This window comes from Corallococcus carmarthensis, assembly GCF_003611695.1.
Taxonomy (GTDB): domain Bacteria; phylum Myxococcota; class Myxococcia; order Myxococcales; family Myxococcaceae; genus Corallococcus; species Corallococcus carmarthensis.
Genome location: NZ_RAWE01000016.1, coordinates 20,557 through 38,938, shown reverse-complemented (window position 1 = coordinate 38,938; position 18,382 = coordinate 20,557). Strand labels below are relative to the sequence as shown.

Here is an 18,382-nt window from a genome sequence, read left to right as displayed (position 1 = left end):
TTACTACCATCATCCATCATGACCCAGAAGACGGAGCAGAAGCAGAAGTCGCACGACGCCATCCTCGCGTCCGCCGCCACGTTGCTGCTGGAGCGTGGCATCCAGGCGAGCTCCATCATGGACGTGATGAAGGGCGCCGGGCTCACGGTGGGCGGCTTCTACGGGCACTTCGATTCGAAGGAGCACCTGTTCACGGAGACCATCCGGGGGACCGCCCGCACGGTGTGGAACGCGCTCCTGCGCAAGGCGAAGGAGGACGCGCCGGAGGCGCCCGCGCTGAAGGTGCTGGAGCGCTACCTGTCGCGCAAGCACCGCGACGCCGTCACGCCCACCTGTCCCCTGCCCAGCATCACCGCGGAGGTGTCGCGCACGGGTGAGCCCTACCGGGGCGCGCTGGAGGCGGAGCTCCAGGAGTTCATCCAGTCATACGCGGAGCTGCTGCCTTCGGGGGCGCGGCGCCGGGAGAAGGCGCTGGCCGCCATCGCGCTCATGTACGGCGCGCTGTCGCTGTCGCGCGCCGTGCGTGGCACGAAGCTGGGCGACGAGTTCCTGGACGCGGCGAAGAAGCTGGGCGCGGAGCTGCTGACGAAGGAGGGCCCATGAGCGCCGTGGCCACCCTCCCCTCCGCTGACGCGCCCGCCGCGCCCGCCGTGAAGGAGCGCCGCCGCACGCCGCTGCTCATGGGTGGGCTGGCGGTGGGCGTGGGGCTCCTCGCTGGAGGCTGGACGCTCCTGCACCTGGGTCAGCAGACGACGGACGACGCGCAGGTGGAGGGCCGGGTGATGAACGTGGCCGCGCGCGTGGCCGGGCAGGTGCGCCGCGTGCCGGTGGTGGACAACCAGCGCGTGGCCGCGGGCGACGTGCTGGTGGAGCTGGATCCGGAGGACTTCGCCGCCCGGCTGGCCGCGGCGAAGGCGGACCTGATGGCCGCGCGAGCCTCCGCCGACAGCGCGAAGGCGGCGCTGGCCCTCACCGAAAGGACCGCGCCCGCGTCCCTCACCCAGGCGGAAGGCGGGCTCACGTCCGCCACGTCCACGCGGGAGGCCGCGAAGGCCGCCATCACCCAGGCGGACGCGGAGGTCGCCGCCGCCGTGTCGCGCCAGGCCTTCGCGGCCACGAACCTGGGCCGCGCCCGGTCCCTCTTCGAACAGCAGGCCCTGGCCCAGGCGGACGTGGACCTGCGCCAGACGGAGCTGGACGCGGCGGACGCACAGCTGGAGCAGGCCCGCGCGCGCCGGCTGTCCGCGACCGCGGCCCTCACGGGCTCCTCGGGCGGCGTGACGCTGGCGCAGGGGCGCCTGACGGCCGCGCGGACGACGGAGGAGCAGCTGGCCTCATCGCGCGCGGCGGTGGCCCTGGCGGAGGCCCGCGTGCAGCAGGCGGAGGCCTCGGTCCGGATGGCGGAGCTCAACCTCTCCTACACCACGGTGCGCGCGGCGCGGGCCGGGGTGGTGTCGCGCCGCTCGGTGGAGGAAGGCCAGACGGTGGGCCCGGAGCGGTCGCTGATGGCCATCGTCCCGCGCGACGACGTGTGGGTGGTGGCGAACTTCAAGGAGGACCAGCTGGAGCGCGTGCAGCCCGGCCAGCGGGCGCGGGTGCGCTTCGACATGTTCGGGCGGCGCGAGTTCGACGGGCACGTGGAGAGCTTGTCGCACGGCACCGGTTCCCGCTTCGCGCTGCTGCCGCCGGACAACGCCAGCGGCAACTTCGTGAAGGTCGTCCAGCGCGTGCCGGTGCTCATCCGCCTGGACGGCACGCCGGACGTGGAGCTGCGTCCGGGCATGAGCGCCGAGGCCACTGTCTACACGGACGCGCCATGAGCGCCGCCGCCAGACTCCCTGCTCCGGCCCCTGCTCCGGCCGGAGACGAGGCCACGCTGCTCCAGGGGAACAAGACCCTCATCACCGCGGGCGCGATGTTCGCCGGGCTGATGGCCTTCCTGGACATCTCCATCGTCAACGTGGCGCTCAACGACATCCGCGCGAGCTTCGGCACGCCGTTGGATCAGATCGCCTGGGTGTCCACCGCGTACGCGATGGCGAACATCACCATCATCCCGCTGTCGGGCTGGCTGCTGAAGCGCTTCGGCTTCCGGCGCTACTACACGGCGTCCATCCTCATCTTCACCGCGGCCAGCGTGCTGTGCGGCCTGTCCTGGAACCTGCTGTCGCTGGTGGTGTTCCGCATCCTCCAGGGCCTGGGCGGCGGCGCCATCATCCCCACGTCGCAGAGCGTGCTGTTCTCCCGCTATCCGGAGCGGCAGCACGGCATGGCCGGGGCGCTGTTCGGCCTGGGCGCCATCACCGGACCGCTCCTGGGGCCCACGCTGGGCGGCTACCTCATCGACCTGTCCAGCTGGCACTGGATCTTCCTCATCAACGTCCCCTTCGGCCTGTTCGCCGCGTGGGTGGCGTGGCGGCACATCCATCAGCCGGGCTTCGTGGCGGAGCGCGCGCCGGTGGACCGCCTGGGCATCGGACTGCTCGCGGTGGGCATGGTGTCGCTCCAGTACGTGCTGGAGGAGGGCAACCGCGAGGGCTGGTTCGAAAGCGCCACCATCACCCTGCTCGCGGCGGTGGCGGGCATCAGCCTGGTGGGCTTCGTCAGCCATGAACTGGAGACGCGCCACCCGGTGGTGGAGCTGCGCATCTTCCTCAACCGGGCCTACTCCGCGGCGACGGCGCTCAACTTCCTGGTGGGCACCGCCATCTTCGCGGGGTCGCTGCTGCTGTCGCTCTATTGCGGCACGGTGATGCACTACAAGGCGATCGACATCGGCCGGGTGTTCCTCTTCGGCAGTTGGATCCAACTGCTCATCTTCCCGCTGGCCGGCCGGCTGGTGACGCGGGTGGATCCGCGCCTGCTGCTGGTGGTGGCCAACACCGGCATCTTCACCAGCCTGTGGCTCAACGCCCACCTGACGCCCCAGGCGGACCTGCCCGCGCTGGTGACGCCGCTGTTCATCCGCGCGGTGGGAACGGGGTTCGGCTTCGTCCCGCTCACCTTCCTCGCCGTCACCGCCCTGCCCGCGTCCCAGCGGCCGGGCGGCACCGCCCTCTTCAGCCTCACCCGGGAACTGGGTGCCTCCATCGGCACCGCGTGGATGAGCACCCTGCTGGACCGCGAGTCCCACCGCGCCTACGCCGCCATCACGTCGCACGTGGACGCGTACAACCCCTGGGTCCAGGAACAGCTCGCCACGCTGAAGGGCGGCCCGGGCAGCCACCTCTTCGCGCCGGACTCCGCCGCGCTCGCGGTCCTCCAGCACCGCATCAGCGAACAGGCGTTGGTGAAGGCCTTCAACAGCGGCTTCCTGTTCCTGGCCCTCTCCTTCCTCGCCGCGTCCTTCCTCATCGTCTTCATGAAGAAGCCCGGCCCGTTGCCGGACCGGGCCGTGGACACGTCCCACTAGGCCATCATCAGTCGCGCTGGATGGCGCCCTTCGGGACCAGGATGACGACCTCCTTGCAGTCCGAGTAGATGATGGAGCTCATGTCCTGGTAGTTGTGGGTCGTCTTGCCACCGTTGCGCACGATGCCCATGTCGTTGCCCTTGGAGCCGCCGCTGTAGTCCCAGCCGTGGCGGGACTGGAAGATGATGGCGCCGTCCGGAACCTTCCCGTCCGCCACGAGCTTCCGGTACTGGTCCGCCGTCACCACGTTCGCGGTGGCGTTGCCGTAGGGGCTCTTGATGGCCTGCTGCTTGGCGCCCGGGAACGGGATGGACTCCCAGCCATTGCGCAGCATCTGCGCCATGCCGCCGCGCGGGTTGTTCGGGTCGTTGCCCGTCGCCGCCGGCGTGTTCGGGATGCCCAGCCGGCTCATGTTGTCCAGCGTGGTGCGCACGCAGTAGCCCGTCTGGCCGTTGTTCAGGCGCGAGGTGGCCAGCTTCTTCAGCGTGGGGTCGTTGGTGTTGATGCGGACGCCGTTGCCCAGCACCGCGCCGTTGTTGTTCGTCCCCTGGGTGTTGTTCGTCCCCGGGGTGTTGTTCGTCCCGTTGGTGGTGTTGGTGCTGCCGGGGCGCTTGCCCTGCAGCGCCTTGAACGTGTCGGGGCCCACCTGGCCCGCGTTGCTGCCCGCCCTCACGCCGTTCGCCCGCTGGAAGTCCTCCACGGCCTTCTTCGTCACGGGGCCGAACTTGCCGTCCGCCGGGACGCCCAGCATCTCCTGGATCTGCTTCACCGCCGGGCCCTGCATGCCTTCGCGCAGGTTGTTGCCGCCCGCCTTCACCTGGTCCATCGAGGGCGCGGCGCTCCACTTCGTCGCCGGCTTCTTGGTGCCCGCGGGCTCGAAGGTGTCGGCGGTCTGCGCCGGGCGCGTGGTGTTCTGGGTGTTGGTGTTGGTGCCGGTGTTGGTCGCGGCACCGCCGAAGTGCGGCGCCAGCGCCTGCGCGCGCGCCCACACGTCGTTGGAGTAGTCATTGCCCGTGGTGCCCACGTCCATGCCCGCCTGGGTGCGGACGTTGCCGGGGCCGGAGTTGTAGGCCGCCACCGCGCCACGAAGCTGCTGCGCCTCGGACCAGTCCGGGTGCGCCTTCTTCATGTCGTTGACGTAGCCCTTGAGGATGCCCGCCGCCTGGTCGATGTGCTCGGCGCTGGTGGGGCCGCCCTTGGTCGTGTGGAAGCGGTGATCCACCTGCATCACGCCAAAGCCGTTGCCGCCGTCGCCGTGGCCCGTGCGGTCCAACGCCGCGCCCGCGCGCGACTCACGGCTCGCGATGGCCGCCAGGAGCGCCGGGGGAAGGCCGTGCTTCGCGGCCGCCGCCTCGATGTTGCCCTTGAACTTCTGCAGCCGCGCCAGGTCCGTCTGCGCCATCTTCGTCGACGCAGCCACGCCCGGCTGCAGCCCGTCCTGCGCCGCCGTGCGCGCCGAGGCGCCCGTGGGCTTGTACTGCGACAAGATGGCGTTCGGGTTCGTGCTGCGAACCGCGCTCGTCGTCACAGCCTGGGAACGATTCGAGAAGACAGAGTTCGTGCGCTGGGACGTGGTCGCGTTCAGGCTCATGCGGGGATTCCTCGGTGGCGGCTGTGATTCCTGCCCCGATTATCCAGGCGTCTCCCAGCGAGTTGCGCGAGATCAGGAAATTAAGATCTCGCAGTTTAATCTGCTCGTAATTTTCCGCTCAAACTTGTCTTGGATGCAGGTCCTGTCACGAACGGGCAACAAATACTCCCTGGGTCCGTCTGGCTTCACGCGCGTGACGCACCGCGCTCGACGGAAAAGTCCAACCAGACGCCACGAACGCGAACGGGGCCTGTTCCCGTGAAGGAACAGACCCCGTTGGGCGCTACAGGCCTGTGACGTGGAGGACTAGATGCCCGGGATGCCGGGGATGTCGTCTGGGATGATGCTGTCGAAGAAGTCCTTCACCTTGCCGGCCACATCCCCGGCCAGCTCGCCCACTTCGCCGCCCAGGTCCGCCAGGGTCCCGAGCGCGTCCTTGGCGGCATCCACGCCCTTCTTCGCCATGTCGCCCAGGTGGTTGACGGCGGCCTCCGCCAGCTGACCGCCCGCGCCGGCCAGGTCCTTGAGCGCGTCCACGCCCGCGTCGCCCAGGTCCGCCACGGCGACGAGCAGCTCCTTGCCGCCCTCCGTGAGGTTGTCCTTCCAGGCCTTGGCGACGTTCTTGAAGGACTCCACGCCGTCCTTGAGCAGGTCCTTGGCGAAGTCCTTGGCCCACGTGACGCGGTTGTCGACGAAGTCCTTGATGGCACCCGCCGCCTTGGAGGCCAGCTCGCCGCCCTTGCGGGCCATGTCCGACAGCGCGCCGCCCACCCACTCGCCGGCCTTGGTGAGCGCCTCGCCGGGGTTGTTGGCGATGTACTTGAGCGTCTCCACGGCCTGCTCGCCCGCGTTGGCCAGGCCCTTCACCAGGCCCTCCGCCAGCTCGGCGCCCTTCGCGCCCAGGTCCTTCACGGACTCCCAGGCCTTCTTCGCCAGCTCGCCGCCCTTGGCCAGGGCGTCACCAAGGGCCTCCTTCGCCTTGGCCGCGGCCTCGCCCGGGTTCTGGGCCGTCCAGGCCAAGAGCTCCAGGCCCTTCTCGCCCAGCTCCTTGGCCTTGTTCACCGTGTTGGACACGAGCGTCGTCGCGCCGTCGATGAGCTCCTTGGCCTTCTCCTTCGCGGCGCCGGTGAGCTTGTCGTAGCCGGCCTTCAGGTCATTCAGCGTGGAGACGGCCTGCTTGTAGAGCGCCTTGCCGGCGTCCGTGGCCAGGTCCACGCCGGAGTCCACCACGCTCTTGATGCCGTCGAGCGCCTTCTTCGCGGCCTCGCCCGGGTTCTGCGCGATGTACTTGAGCGTCTCCAGGCCCTTCTCGCCCAGCTTCTTCGCCCCGTCGATGACGCCGTCGAGGACCTCCTTGGCCTCCTTCGCCAGCTCGCCGCCCTTCTCGATGGCGGTGTTGAAGGCCTCGGTGGCCGCCTTCACCGCGGCCTCGCCGTACTTGGACGGGTTGCGCACCACGTCCGCCAGCTTGTGGATGACCTTCGCGGCCCCCTTGAGGCCCTCGCCGGCCAGCTCCGCCTGGGACACGCCCACGAACTCGGCGGCCTTCACGGCGCCCTTGGCGGCCTTCTCCACGCCCCACTGGATGAGCTGCGCGGTGCCCTCCGGCCCGTAGTACGCGGCCATGTGCGCCAGGCCCGCGGGGCCCTGGGCCGCGGCGCCCGCCAGGTTCACGGCCTTCATCCAGTCCGGGGCCTTGTAGCCCTCGGGGTCGGCCTCGAACTTGGCCTTCTCCTGGCTGAAGCCGATGTCCATCGCCAGCTCGGCGGCGCCCAAGAGCACGCTGGCGCCCACGTCCGCGGCCACGCCCACGCCGGTGAGGTCCAACGCGATGCCAATGCCCGCGTCCGCGACGTTCAGCGCCGCGGCGGTGTGCGCGAAGTAGCCCAGGTCGTTGTTCTTGCCGTGCAGCTCCAGCGATTCCTTCTCGTACTTCGCCGCGTCGATGGCGTTGGGCAGCGCGCCCGCCACCGGGACGACCTTCGCCAGGTTCTTGAAGACCTTGCCGGCCACGTCAGCGGTGATCTCCACGCCGACCTTGCCCAGCACCTTCTCCATCACCTTGAGGCCCTGGCCGACGAGCTTGCTGCCCGCCTTGTCCAGCAGCGGGCCCAGGCCCTTCACGGTGGTGTTGAGCGCGTCCGCGCCGACGCCGTCCGTGAACTTGAGCAGCGCCTTGACCGCGCTCGGGTCCATGTCCGTGACGAGCTTGGACAGCACCTTGCCGGCTTCGTCGTCCAGCTTGCCCGCGAGCTTCGCGAACTGCTCCGTCGTCTTCGGATCCGACAGGACCTCGTTGAGGGCCTTGTGCTCCATGCCGCCCAGGGCGCTCACCAGCCGCTTGCCGGCCGCGGCGTCCGCCTTGCCCAGCTGGCCCACCAGGTTGTCCAGGGCCTTGGGGTCGGTGATGCCCTTGAGCGCGCCCTCCAGCGACTCCGGACCGCCCAGCTTGGTGGCGGCGGACTCCAGCTTCTTCAGCTGATCCGGCGTGAGCTTGGACGCGAGCTGCGGATCCAGCCCCTTCACCTTCACGTTGGCCAGCTGCGTGCCCTGCTGGGCCACGTCCGTCGCGTTCTTCACGCCCGCGTTCTTGAGGACGTCCGTGAAGGCCTTGAGGTCCTTCTTGAGGTCGGGCACCTCCGCCAGGAGCTGCGCGGCGGCCAGCGCCTTGTCCTGCGTGGACGCGTTGGGGTCCGCCAGGGTGATGGCGGAGCCCGCGGCGCGCAGCGACCCGTCCAGCTTGCGCAGGTCGTTGGCGAGCGCCGGGAACTTGTCCCCGGCGAAGTCCTTGAGCGCCTTGCCCAGCTCCAGCGTGGCGGTGGCCTTGTCGGTGGCGGAGGCGTTGGGGTCCGTCCACTTGCCAATGGCCCCCACCAGCTTGTCCGCGGCGGGCAGGCCCTTGAGCGCGGTGTCCAGCACGCCCTTCAGGTCCTCCGGCGCGAAGGCGTCGCCGGCGGCCTTCGCCAGGGTGAGGGCGGCCTGCGCCTTGTCGGTCTTGCTCGCCTTGGGGTCCGTCAGCTTGCCCAGCGAGGTGAGCGCGTCGGAGTTGGTGGCCAGCTTCGCCAGCTTGTCGTCCTTGAGGCCCAGGCGCTCCAGCGCGTTGGGGACCGTCTCCGGGAACTGCGAGGCCAGCTCGCCCAGGGCCGTGGCCTTCTCCGAGAAGGAGCCGGTGCCCAGCTTGTTGAGCGAGTCATAGGCCTTCTGCAGGTCCTCCTTCTTCTTGTCCTTCAGCTCCGGGAAGAGCTTGGGCAGGTCCTCCGCCTTGTCGGGCAGCGCCTCCGCGTGGGGCGGCTTCGGCTCCGCCGCCGGGGCGGCGACGTTCTGTCCCGCCGGGGCGTTGACCGGGCGCGCGTTGCCATTGGAGGAGAGCGGCGTGGCGAAGGGGTTGGTCGTCTCACCCGTCAGCCGGTTCACGCCGTTGCGGTTCTGCGGCCCCGCCGAGGAGAACTGATCGTTCTGGAACAGCTTCACCGTGGGCTGCTTCGTCTGCGGCTGCTGCTGTTGCTGCTTCGCGGCCTGCTCGGCGGCGGCCTTCGCGGCGGCCTCGGCGGCGGCGCGAGCAGCGGCCTCGGCGGCGGCGCGGGCGGCGGCTTCGGCGGCGGCACGGGCGGCAGCGGCGGCGCCGCCATCAATAGGGGTGGACATGAGCGGAACTCCTACCTTTTAGGAACCGAGAAAGTTCCCCGGATTCTCTACATTTCGCCGCGAATGTTGCCTGGGCTCCCGCGTTCGCGCGAGTCCCCGAGGGGACCGCCCCGATACGCAATGTCCCCTCGGCTGGTTTCAGGAAATGCGCGCGCCCCGCATGACGCGGGAAGGCATAGCGGACGCAATGGATGCCTCCCGGAGGCCCCCCTCTCGTCGCCCGGTCGCGTCATGCCCCCGAGGGTGATTGCGGCCCGCGCTCGGCGTTGAGCGCCCACTGCCCCAGGCAGATGCACCCGACGGAGGCGAGCAGCGTGAGTGCCGACACGGTGCTGAAAGGGACGTTCGCGGCCATGAGCAGCGGCAACGGCGCCCACCCCGCGAGGAACGACGCCGGGGTGAACAGCAGCGCCCTGGGACCGCGCGTGAGGGCCTGGACGAGGCCCAGGCCCAGGCCGGTGAGGGCGAAGCCGACGAGCATCGCCGGGGCGTACTGCTTGTTGAACATCAGCATGTAGACCCCCAGGAAGGGAAAGACATGCACGAGCCCGAAGCTCCAGAAGAGGAACGCGGTCAGCAGCCAGCGGCTCGACGACGGGGACGTGGACATGGGCACAATCCATCCCATGTCCTGCATCCTGGCCATTCCCCGGTAACAGACACTGTCCGGACGTGCTACCGCACCAGGACGCGCTGGGTGCCCAATCCATCGATGAGGGCGATGACGTCGTTGGGGGCGCGCTCGAAGAGGCCGGGGGTGTAGTTGCGCGAGGTGCCCGTCCAGATGGGGGTGGGCGCGGACCAGGACTCGAAGGTGCTCGTGGTCAGCACGAAGCCCACGTGGCAGTTGCGTTGATCCACCGGCGCGCTGGAGAGGTCAGGGGGACCGGCCTTGTCCTCGTCCGTGCAGAACGCGACGCCCACCGGGCCGTTACCCACGCGGATGGCATAGGGGACGTAGGCGTTGTAGCGGCGGCCGGAGCCCGGGTCGATGCGTGAGGCATACACCGTGCGGCGCAGCGAGTCGTCCCAGGTGCGGCCCCCGTCCCAGGACTGCACGGCGTTGATGACATTGGCGCGAGCCCCACCCGTGGGGAACGCCTCCACGCCCTCCACGACGGCCATGATGCGGTCTCCAGAGAGCTGCACCACCGTGGGCATGCCCTCGCGGCTGAGCGCGCCGGCCCGCTTGTCGCGCGACACCGTCACCGTTCCGTACGCGTTCCAGGCGCCGGTGGTGCCCTGCCGGCCCTGCATGGCGATCCACTGGTGGCCGGGGTAGCCGCCCTGCGCGGCCAGCAGCTCGGAGTCGTAATAGACCTGAAGGTCGCCGTTGCCGCGCTGGAAGAGGAAGGGCGCGCCCACGAAGCGCGTCGTGGGACCGGCGACGGTGCTGTCGTAGACCCAGCCGTCGCCGTCGTTGTCGCTGCGGGTGATGGTGACGCGCCACTGGCCGTTGGCGTACTCGCGGAAGGCACAGAAGACGGTGTGCGTGCCCGGGATGGCTCGCATCGTGACGTCGCCGAACTCCACGTTCGGGTTGTTGGCGACGGAGCCGTGCAGCGTCCAGCTCGCGCCCCCATTCGCGCTCGTCCACACGTCGATGCCGTGCCCCCAGCTGGCGCCGCCGATGAGCACGCCATCCGAGCGGCGGGTGATGCCCCGGATGGGCCCGCCTCCACCCGGCATCAGCACCCGCCAGCCTCCCGCCGGAAGCGTTGACTCCACCTGGGCCACGGACAGGGAATCCTCGACGGCCTCCTCCGGCGCACAGGCCCCGAACGAAACCGTGAGCAGCATCCCCGTCATGAAACGGCGGGCGGAGCGGGAACGAAGAGACCCGGCGGGAGCATTCATGCCCGCAAGCCTGCTCTCACCGGATTCCAAGCATCAAGCGCCAAGCCTGCAAATCAAGCCCTGGCGTCTACAGCTTGACCTGACAGGCCTTGAGGCCCGTGTTGCTGACGCCGTTGCAGGCGTAGCGCTCCCGGCAGTCGGACTGGGCGTCACGGACGGGCGAGCACATCAGCATGCGAAGTCCTTCCAATCACATGCGGGGCCGGCCCCCCCGCGCGGCCCAGCATGCGTGTTTCCGGAGCAGCACGTCCAGCCGCGCGTCTGTCTTTCCGTTGGGTCGAGAGCAGAGCGGTTCAGACAGGCTGGGTGCGCTGGAGCAGCCAGTCGCGCGCCGCGCCCTGGAGGTGGGGCTGGAGCCTTTCGCGCACGGTGGCGTGATAGGCATTGAGCCAGTCCGTCTCCTCCCGGGACAGCAGGGCCGGGTCCACCAGCCGCGTGTCGATGGGGCAGAGGCTCAGCGTTTCGAAGCGCAGGAAGTCGCCGAACTCCGTCTTCCGGTCGGGCACCGCGGCGATGAGGTTCTCGATGCGGATGCCCCAGCGGCCCGGGCGGTAGAGGCCGGGCTCGTTGGAGGTGATCATCCCCGGCTCCAGCGCCGTGGTGAGGTCATTGGGCATCGTCGGGGAGACGCCGTGCGGCCCTTCGTGGACGTTGAGGAAGAAGCCCACGCCGTGGCCCGTGCCGTGGCCATAGTCCAGGCCTTCCGCCCACAGCGGCGCTCGCGCCAGCGCGTCCAGGTTCGGTGAACGCGTGCCCCGGGGGAAACGGGCGCGGGACAGGTTGATCATCCCGCGCAGCACCAACGTGAAGTCGCGCCGCTGCTCGGCCGTGGGTTCGCCCACCGGCACCACCCGGGTGATGTCCGTGGTGCCGGACGTGTACTGCCCGCCGGAGTCGATGAGCAGCAGGCCTTGCGGCTTCTGCCCCGGCAGGCACACCGTCGCGTGCGAGGCTTCCGTCGCCCGGTAGTGCGGCATCGCGGCGTTCGCGTTGAACGCGGCGATGGTGGAGAAGCTGAGCGACACGAAGCCCGGACGCCGCGCCCGTTCGGCGGAGAGCCGCTCGTCCACGGTCAGCTCCGTGATGGGCTCGCGGCCCAGGGCGGACTCGAACCAGGCGAAGAACGCGCACAGCGCCGCGCCGTCCTGCTCCATCGCGTTGCGGAAGTGCCCCAACTCCGCGTCCGTCTTGCGCGACTTGGCCACGGTGGACGGGTTGAGCCCCTCCACGACCGTCACCCCCTTGGGCACCGCCTGCCGCAGGCCGTGGGTGATGCGCCGGGGGTCCACCAGCAGCCGCGTGCCGTCCGACAACGCCCCCAGCGCGCGGGCCGCCTCGTCGTACGGGTGGAGGGTGATGCCGTCCGCCTCCAGCTGCGCGCGCAGCGCGTCCGGCACCTTGCCCTCCCCGATGAACAGCCGGGCCCCACCGGGCTCCACCAGCAGGTGCGCGAGGAACACCGGGATGTAGTCCACGTCCGAGCCGCGCAGGTTCGTCAGCCACGCGACATCATCCAGCGTGGAGATGAAGTGGTGCGTCGCCCCCAGCACGCCCATCTCCGCGCGCACGGCCCGCAGCTTGTCGGTGCGAGGCACGGGTGACAGCGCGTGCGCGTAGACGGGCGCGGCGGGCAGGCGCGGCCGGTCCGCCCAGGCCTCCGCCACCACGTCCAGGTCCGTGCGCAACACCACCCCCGCCGCCGACAGCTGCGCGGCCGCCGAGCGCGCCAGGCCCAGGCCCAGCACCGCCCCGTCCACCGCCACCACCTGCCCTGGCGGCACGTTCGCGGCCAGCCAGTCCAGGTGCGACTGTCCGGGCGCGTTCGTCGTCCGCACCGTCGCGATGCCGCTGCCCTTCAACTGCGCGTCCGCCTGATCCCAGTACCGGCTGTCCACCCACAGGCCCGCGGAGTCCGCCGTCACCACCAGCGTGCCCAGGGAGCCGGTGAACCCAGACGCCCACTCCCGCCCCTTCCAGCGGCCGGGCAGGTAGGTGGACAGGTGCGGGTCGCTCGTCGTCACCCAGACCGCCGCCACACCGCGCTCCCGCATCACCTGCCGCAGCCGCGCGATGCGCTCGCGCGCCGCGGCCCCCTGCGTCTGCTCAAGGCCCATGGCTTCCTCCGTCGTTGCGCCGGGCGTCCTCATGCCGGAAACAGCGCGCCTTTTCGAGGCCCCTCCCGGGCCGGGTGTCACCTCTCCGGTCAAGACTTCTGGGAATACCGCTGTCACTCGGAAGACGCGGTGCAGCATCCCGTTGGGTCGCGGATTCGCGATCTGTTGTCCATTGAGGGGAAAGCGTCGCGGGACCCTGGGCCCCTTGCGCGCAGGTGCTTACCAAGCCGGTGGCCGCGGTGAGGAGCACGCGGCCGGCTCCACCCGTCTCCTGAAGCAGGCCTGGTTTCCCACCGTGCGACGCGTTCTCGCCATCCTTCCCTACGTTCCGCTGCCTTCGGATACGGGCGGCACCCTGCGCACGCTCGAGTTGGTGCGCGCCCTTGCCTCGCGCTTCGAGCTCGACGTGTTCGCGGTGCACCGGGCGGGCAACGACGCCGCGGGCTTCACGCGCTGGCTGGGAGCGCTGGGCGTCCCGGCCTCCAGGCTGCACCTAGTGGACCTGCCGCGCGTGGCGCCCCGGGAGACCCTCCACAGCACCCAGACCTTCCTGCGGGGCACGCCGCTCACCTACGTCCGCTTCGCGCGCCAGGGCCTGCGGGACGCCCTCCGCAAGGTGCTGGTGGAGCGCGGCCCCTTCGACATCATCCACTTCGACCACCTGCACATGGCGCAGCTGTTGCCGCTGGCGCGGCAGCTCAACCCGGCCGCGCACCTGGTCATCGACGAGCACAACGTGGAGAGCCAGGTGCTCGCGCGCATGGCGCCCCTGAGCGCGCCGCTGCTGCGGCCGTTCCTGAACTGGCAGTTCAAGCGGGTGGAGCAGTTGGAGCGCGAGTGCGTGCGCCAGGCGGACACCGTGCTGGCGTGCTCGGACGTGGACGCCCAGCAACTGCGCGCCATGGGAGCAAGGCACGTGCAGGTGGTGCCCAACGGCGTGAAGCTGGCGGACTTCGTGCCCCAGGAGGCCGCGCGCGACGACCTGGTCTTCGTGGGCTCCATGGACTGGTGGCCCAACGAGGACGCGGTACTGCGGCTGGCGCGCGAGGTGTGGCCGCTGGTTTCTTCGGAGTTGGCCACCAGCAAGCTGATGGTGGTGGGCCGCAGTCCTCCCGCATCCGTGCGCGCCCTGGAGAACGAGCGGTTGGTGGTGACGGGCTCGGTGCCGTCGGTGGCGCCGTACCTGGCGCGTGCGCTGGCGACGGCCATTCCGCTGCGCGCGGGCAGCGGGACTCGCCTCAAGGTCCTGGAGGCCGCGGCGGCGGGGGTGCCCGTGGTGGCCACGCGGCTCGCGGTGGAAGGGTTGCCGGTGGTGGAGGGCCAGCACGTGCTCCTCGCGGAGTCCGCCGAGGAGTTCGCCGCCGCGCTGCGCCGCCTGCGCAATGATCCAGACCTCTGCAGCCGGCTCGCGCAGAACGCTCGCCGCATGGCGGAGGCCTTCGCGTGGGACGGCATCGGGGCCGGTCTGGGCGAGCTCTACCAGAACGCGCCGACCGTGGGCGGCGACGCGAAGAAGCCCTCTGAGCCGGAAGCCACCTGAGCCATCCAGGCGTGCGGTGGGCTTCCGCCGCACGCCCGGTCCTTCGGACCTGAAGGCAGTCCCCATGGATGAGCAGGTGGGAACCCAGCCGGGTCGCCCCGTCCGGGGCGCACCGCACGAACCTGTCCGACGGTCGGACCCGTTGGGACGACCGCGGCCGGCGCCCCTGCCGTGAAGAACGCCCAGAAACCGGTCCGACTGTCGGACCAGCTGGGGCCGCGTCGGGCGGGAGGGGTCACGGCATGGCCGTGCCAATGCGGATTCCGGCAGGCGCTGATGCTTCGGCTGCCCTCTACCCGGCCGCGACTTGCGCTTCGCGCGGAGCCACGAGGGCGGGCAGGTAGAGGGATTCGATGTAACGCTCCGCCATCCGCTCCGGTGCGTGGTGGGCCACGACGTACTCGCGCGCGGCCTCCGCCATCCGCGTGCGCCAACCGGGAGCCGCCAGCAGTCCCGCGAGCGCCGAGGCCAGCGTGCCCGCGTCGCCCGGCGGCACCACGAGCCCACGCCCCGTGCCCAGCACGTGGGGCAGCTCTCCGACGCCGGACGCCACCAGCGGCCGTCCCAGCGCCATCGCCTCCAGCGCGACCAGCGGCATGCCTTCCCGCAGGGACGGCATCACCACCGCGTCCGCCGCCGCGTACACGCTGCGCACCTCGGAACGGAAACCCAGGAAGCGCACCGGCAGCCCCTGCGCCTGCGCCTCCAATGACTCGCGCAGCGGGCCATCGCCCACCAGCAGCAGCGTGGGCACCGTGGCGCCCGGCGTCCGGGCCAGCCGCTGCATCGCGTCCAGGAGCACCTGCGGGCCCTTCTCCACCGACAGGCGCCCGACCAGCGCGATGACGGACCCCTCCGGCGCGAGCCCCAGCGCCTCGCGGGCCTGGAGCCGTTCCTCCTCCGTGCACGCATCCGCGAGCGGCAGCGCGTTGGGGATGTAGACCACCGGCGAGCGGTGGACGTAGCGACGCAGGCGCGCGGTCAGCTCGCGCGACACCGCGGCCACCGCGCTCGTGCAGTTGCCCAGCACGCGCGCCAGCCCCTCGTAGGCGATCAACGCGGGCGTGGCACCGGTGTCCCCGTGGTACGTGGCCACCAGCGGCACTCCGGCGAGCGCGCTCGCGGCCGCGCCCAACGTGAGCGACTTGTAGTCATGCGCGTGCAGCAACCCCACGCCCCGCCGGCGGACCTCCGAGGCGAGCGTCGCCACGGCCATCGCGCTGAAGCGGCCGGGCACCTCCAGCGTCAGCGCGTCCAGTCCCTGCTCGCGCGCCGCGCCCGACAGCACGTCCACCCTTCCGGGCGAAACGAGGCTGCACACCTGCGCCCGCCACGGCGACGGCGTCGACGCGGCCAGCGACAGCAACGCCCGCTCCGCGCCATACAGGCCGCACGTGCTGCGCACATGGAGGATGGTGGAGTGCGGCACCCGTGAATCTCCCGTGCCGCTCACGCCTGGGCGCGAGCCGCGGCACCCCGGTAGAGCTTCGCGTACGTGTCCACCATGGTGGACAGCGAATAGCGCTGCGCCTCGCGCTTCGCGGCCTCACCCAGACGCGAACGCAGCTCCGAGTCGTGAGCCAGGCGCTTCACCGCGCCGCCGAGCGCATCCACGTCCCCGGACGGCACCAGGAGCGCGGTCTGGCCATCGCGGTGCACCTCGCGGATGGCCGGGATGGCATGCGACACCGTGGGCAGGCCCACGGCCATCGCCTCCAGCAGCGACAGCGAGCGGCCCTCGCGGCGGGACGGCTGAACGTAGACGTCGAACGCGGGCAGCAGCTTGCTTGCCTCCAACAGCGCGCCGGTGAAGTGCACCCGTCCGGCCAGCGGAGACGCGGCGGCGCGAGCGCGCAGCGAGGCCTCCATGGGGCCCGGGCCAATCATCACCAGGTGCGTGTCCTTCGCGTCCGCGAAGTGGCGCAGGAAGGCGTCCACCAGCAGGTCCGGGCCCTTCTCCTCGGAGAGGCGGCCCAGGTAGCCCACCACGGTGGCGTCCTGGGGAAGGCCCAGGCGCTCGCGTGCGCTCCGGCGGGCCGCTTCGCCCGTGGCGACCTCCAGCGGCACGCCGTTCTCGATGGTGACCACGTTGGAGAGCAGCTTCGGGCTCCAGCGCTCCAGGCTGGCGCGCACTTCACTGCCGCACGCGACCAGGGACTGGGTGAACATGGCGGCGGCCATCGCCGCGGGGCGCAGCTTGCCCTGCGGCTCCACCGTCTGATGGAAGGTGCCCATCACGGGCGTGCGCGGACGCAGCGTCCGGGTGGCGACGGCGTTGAGCCAGGGCCCCACGTCGTGACCGTGGACCACGTCGGCGCCAAAGGCGTCCACCTCCTGGGCCAGCCGGCGGATGGCCGTGGGCGTCATGCCCGCGAGGCCTCCCAGCCACACCGTGGGGACGTTGGCGCGCTGGAGCAGCTCGCGCACCGGACCGTCCGGCCCCAGGGCCAGCACCACGGATTCAATGCCCCGCTCGCGGCCATGCTGGGACAGCCGGACCACCAGCTGTTCCAGTCCGCCCATCTCCAGGCCATACATCACGTGAGCCACGCGCGTAGGCCGCGCCGTCGGGTGCATTTCGTTCGTCATGGACGCGGGCAAGCTAGGCACGCACCCCGGGCCCACAACCCCCCGCGGGCCGCCCACCGACTGGTGAATGTCGTGCAGTGGAACCTCCTTCGCGGAGCGTGAAGGCACGGTGCGTTCCCGAGGAAAAACGGCCGGTTTGCCCGGGGCTTGAGTCCTGCGGGAGACTCGTGTGCAGCCAACGCCTACAGGCCCCTGGGGGGCCCCCACCGGAGCGGAGCCCTTCTTGGGAATCCCCGATCACGACTTCCAGCTGCTCACGTCCTGCGGCGACGAATCCGAGGCCGCGCTCGTGCGGGGGCTGCTCGAAGCGAACGGCATCCCGTGCCTCGTCCAGGGCGAGCAGCACCGGTCGATGCTGGGCGTGGCCGGGGCCTTCATCGAGCTGAGGGTCCTGGTCCCGTCCGGGGAGCTGGAGCGCGCCCGCGAGTTGCTCCGGAGCGTGCCGCAAGAGGAGCCGTCCGGAAGCGGCCCCGGCGCGACGCCGGACCCCGATTCCGAGGACGCCCACTGCGCGGTGCATGGCCAGCGCGCCACGCGGACCTGTGAGCGGTGCGGCACCTTCCTGTGCGCCAGCTGCGATGGCGCCAGCACCGGTCTCTGTGAGGACTGCTCCGACCGCAAGGGTTCAGGCGCCCGGGTCCAGCGCGGCCGGAAGCGCAAGGTCGTCGCGTGGGTGATCCTGCTCTTCATGTTCGGGCCGCTCTTCGTGATCATGCTCGCGGGCGCGCTCAACGCGCTGCTGCGCTGAAGCCGTCCTGCCCTTCCGGGCGCGAGCCCCCGGTGGCGTGGCAGCCTTCCAGGAATGAAGCCCTGCCGCGCCCCCCTGCCTGCCCTCCTCGCCGTGGCCCTGGCCACCGCGTGCGCCTCCGTGGCCCCCGAGTCCCGCGCGCCCATGGAGCCGTCCACGCCGACGCGGACGGGCGCGCCCGCGAACGGCCTGCCCTACCGCCTCTTCGTCTCCGGACAGGCCACGCCGGAACACCCGCACCGGCTGGTGGTGTGGCTGCATCCGACGGGCACGGATGGCCTGACGCTGGTGGAACCCCTGGCCAGTTCCTTCGAGGCCCAAGGCTTCGCGCTGCTCACGTTCCCCTGTGAGCACGCGCAGGGCTGGAGTGGCGCGGACGCCAACCGGATGATGCTCGGCACGCTGCCGGAGGTGGCTCGCGTCCCTGGCGTGGATGCGGAACGGCCGGTGCTGCTGGGCTTCAGCGCGGGCGCGCAGATGGCGCTGGAGCTGTGGGCGGCGCGCCCCGAGTCCTTCGGCGCACTGGTCCTGATCGCCGGTGCCCCGCGCCTGTCACGCGGCGATGAACACACCCCGCCCACCAGCTCCGCTCACGCGCGAGTGCCCATCCTGTCATTCATCGGTGAAACAGATGGCAGCGCGCCCCTGTGGCGGACGGCGCGTGAATCCTGGCGTGCGGCAGGGCTGAGGCTGGACTCGCGCGAGGTGCCCGGCCTGGGCCACACGTGGCTGCTGGCACGGCCTCATGAACAAACGGCGCTGTTTCAATTCCTGGCGGAATTGTCCCGAACGCCCTGAGCTTTGCCGTCAGCCCTGCGAGAAATGTCAACCGTCCTTGGAACGCTTGAATTCCGGGTTGACGACATGCGAAGCCAACGCCGGTTTT

13 protein-coding genes are annotated in these 18,382 nt (G+C 70.8%); 6 read left to right on the top strand and 7 right to left on the bottom strand.

The features are described from left to right. Positions 1 to 18: 18 nt before the first annotated feature. From D7X32_RS07225 to D7X32_RS07215, 3 genes are read left to right on the top strand one after another with little or no spacing between them, the layout of a single operon-like run. Entirely contained in the window at positions 19 to 603 is a 585-nt protein-coding gene (locus D7X32_RS07225; RefSeq protein WP_120601769.1) for a TetR/AcrR family transcriptional regulator, read from the top strand. Beyond that, entirely contained in the window at positions 600 to 1,820 is a 1,221-nt protein-coding gene (locus D7X32_RS07220) for an HlyD family secretion protein (RefSeq protein WP_120601768.1), read from the top strand. Before D7X32_RS07225 ends, D7X32_RS07220 begins: the two co-directional genes overlap by 4 nt. Then, positions 1,817 to 3,412 (top strand): DHA2 family efflux MFS transporter permease subunit, encoded by a 1,596-nt coding sequence (locus D7X32_RS07215; RefSeq protein ID WP_120601767.1) that lies wholly within the window; start codon positions 1,817 to 1,819, stop codon positions 3,410 to 3,412. The genes D7X32_RS07220 and D7X32_RS07215 overlap by 4 nt, the downstream gene beginning before the upstream one ends. Positions 3,413 to 3,419: 7 nt before the next feature. On the opposite strand, the gene D7X32_RS07210 is transcribed toward D7X32_RS07215, so the two are convergent. The 5 genes from D7X32_RS07210 to D7X32_RS07195 all read right to left on the bottom strand — a co-directional run bounded on the left by D7X32_RS07210 (position 3,420) and on the right by D7X32_RS07195 (position 12,619). Continuing rightward, positions 3,420 to 5,003 carry a peptidoglycan-binding protein gene (locus D7X32_RS07210; protein ID WP_120601766.1) on the bottom strand — a complete coding sequence of 528 codons (1,584 nt, stop codon included), beginning with the start codon at positions 5,001 to 5,003 and terminating at the stop codon, positions 3,420 to 3,422. A 306-nt stretch (positions 5,004 to 5,309) separates the two neighbouring features. Next, a complete protein-coding gene (locus tag D7X32_RS44880; protein WP_167506450.1) occupies positions 5,310 to 8,648 on the bottom strand; it encodes a Dauer Up-regulated in 3,339 nt (1,112 codons plus the stop codon). Positions 8,649 to 8,877: 229 nt separating this feature from the next. Then, positions 8,878 to 9,258, bottom strand: coding sequence for a hypothetical protein (locus D7X32_RS07205; protein WP_147450063.1), 381 nt, complete (start codon positions 9,256 to 9,258; stop codon positions 8,878 to 8,880). Positions 9,259 to 9,323: 65 nt separating this feature from the next. Beyond that, positions 9,324 to 10,448: a phage capsid protein gene (locus D7X32_RS07200; RefSeq protein ID WP_244238888.1), complete on the bottom strand. Its 1,125-nt coding sequence runs from the start codon at positions 10,446 to 10,448 to the stop codon at positions 9,324 to 9,326. A 350-nt stretch (positions 10,449 to 10,798) separates the two neighbouring features. Continuing rightward, the gene (locus tag D7X32_RS07195; protein ID WP_120601763.1) at positions 10,799 to 12,619 is read right to left on the bottom strand and encodes an aminopeptidase P family protein; all 1,821 of its coding nucleotides are present in this window, start codon (positions 12,617 to 12,619) and stop codon (positions 10,799 to 10,801) included. Between the two features lie 295 nt (positions 12,620 to 12,914). Between D7X32_RS07195 and D7X32_RS44875 the strand changes: the two genes are divergently transcribed. After that, positions 12,915 to 14,159, top strand: coding sequence for a glycosyltransferase (locus D7X32_RS44875; protein ID WP_158625624.1), 1,245 nt, complete (start codon positions 12,915 to 12,917; stop codon positions 14,157 to 14,159). A 292-nt stretch (positions 14,160 to 14,451) separates the two neighbouring features. Here the strand turns inward: D7X32_RS44875 and D7X32_RS07185 are convergent, their stop codons facing one another. Together D7X32_RS07185 and D7X32_RS07180 are read right to left on the bottom strand one after the other, a co-directional pair. Next, on the bottom strand, positions 14,452 to 15,588 hold the full coding sequence (locus tag D7X32_RS07185) for a glycosyltransferase family 4 protein (RefSeq protein WP_158625623.1): 1,137 nt from the start codon (positions 15,586 to 15,588) through the stop codon (positions 14,452 to 14,454). 20 nt (positions 15,589 to 15,608) lie between these two features. Next, positions 15,609 to 16,748 (bottom strand): glycosyltransferase, encoded by a 1,140-nt coding sequence (locus D7X32_RS07180; protein ID WP_120601761.1) that lies wholly within the window; start codon positions 16,746 to 16,748, stop codon positions 15,609 to 15,611. 223 nt (positions 16,749 to 16,971) lie between these two features. On the opposite strand from D7X32_RS07180, the gene D7X32_RS07175 reads away from it, so the two are divergent. Both D7X32_RS07175 and D7X32_RS07170 read left to right on the top strand, forming a co-directional pair. Further along, positions 16,972 to 17,496 carry a putative signal transducing protein gene (locus tag D7X32_RS07175; protein WP_147450061.1) on the top strand — a complete coding sequence of 175 codons (525 nt, stop codon included), beginning with the start codon at positions 16,972 to 16,974 and terminating at the stop codon, positions 17,494 to 17,496. A gap of 54 nt (positions 17,497 to 17,550) precedes the next feature. Further along, complete coding sequence (locus D7X32_RS07170) at positions 17,551 to 18,294, top strand: alpha/beta hydrolase (RefSeq protein WP_147450060.1); 744 nt, start codon at positions 17,551 to 17,553, stop codon at positions 18,292 to 18,294. Positions 18,295 to 18,382 lie beyond the last annotated feature (88 nt).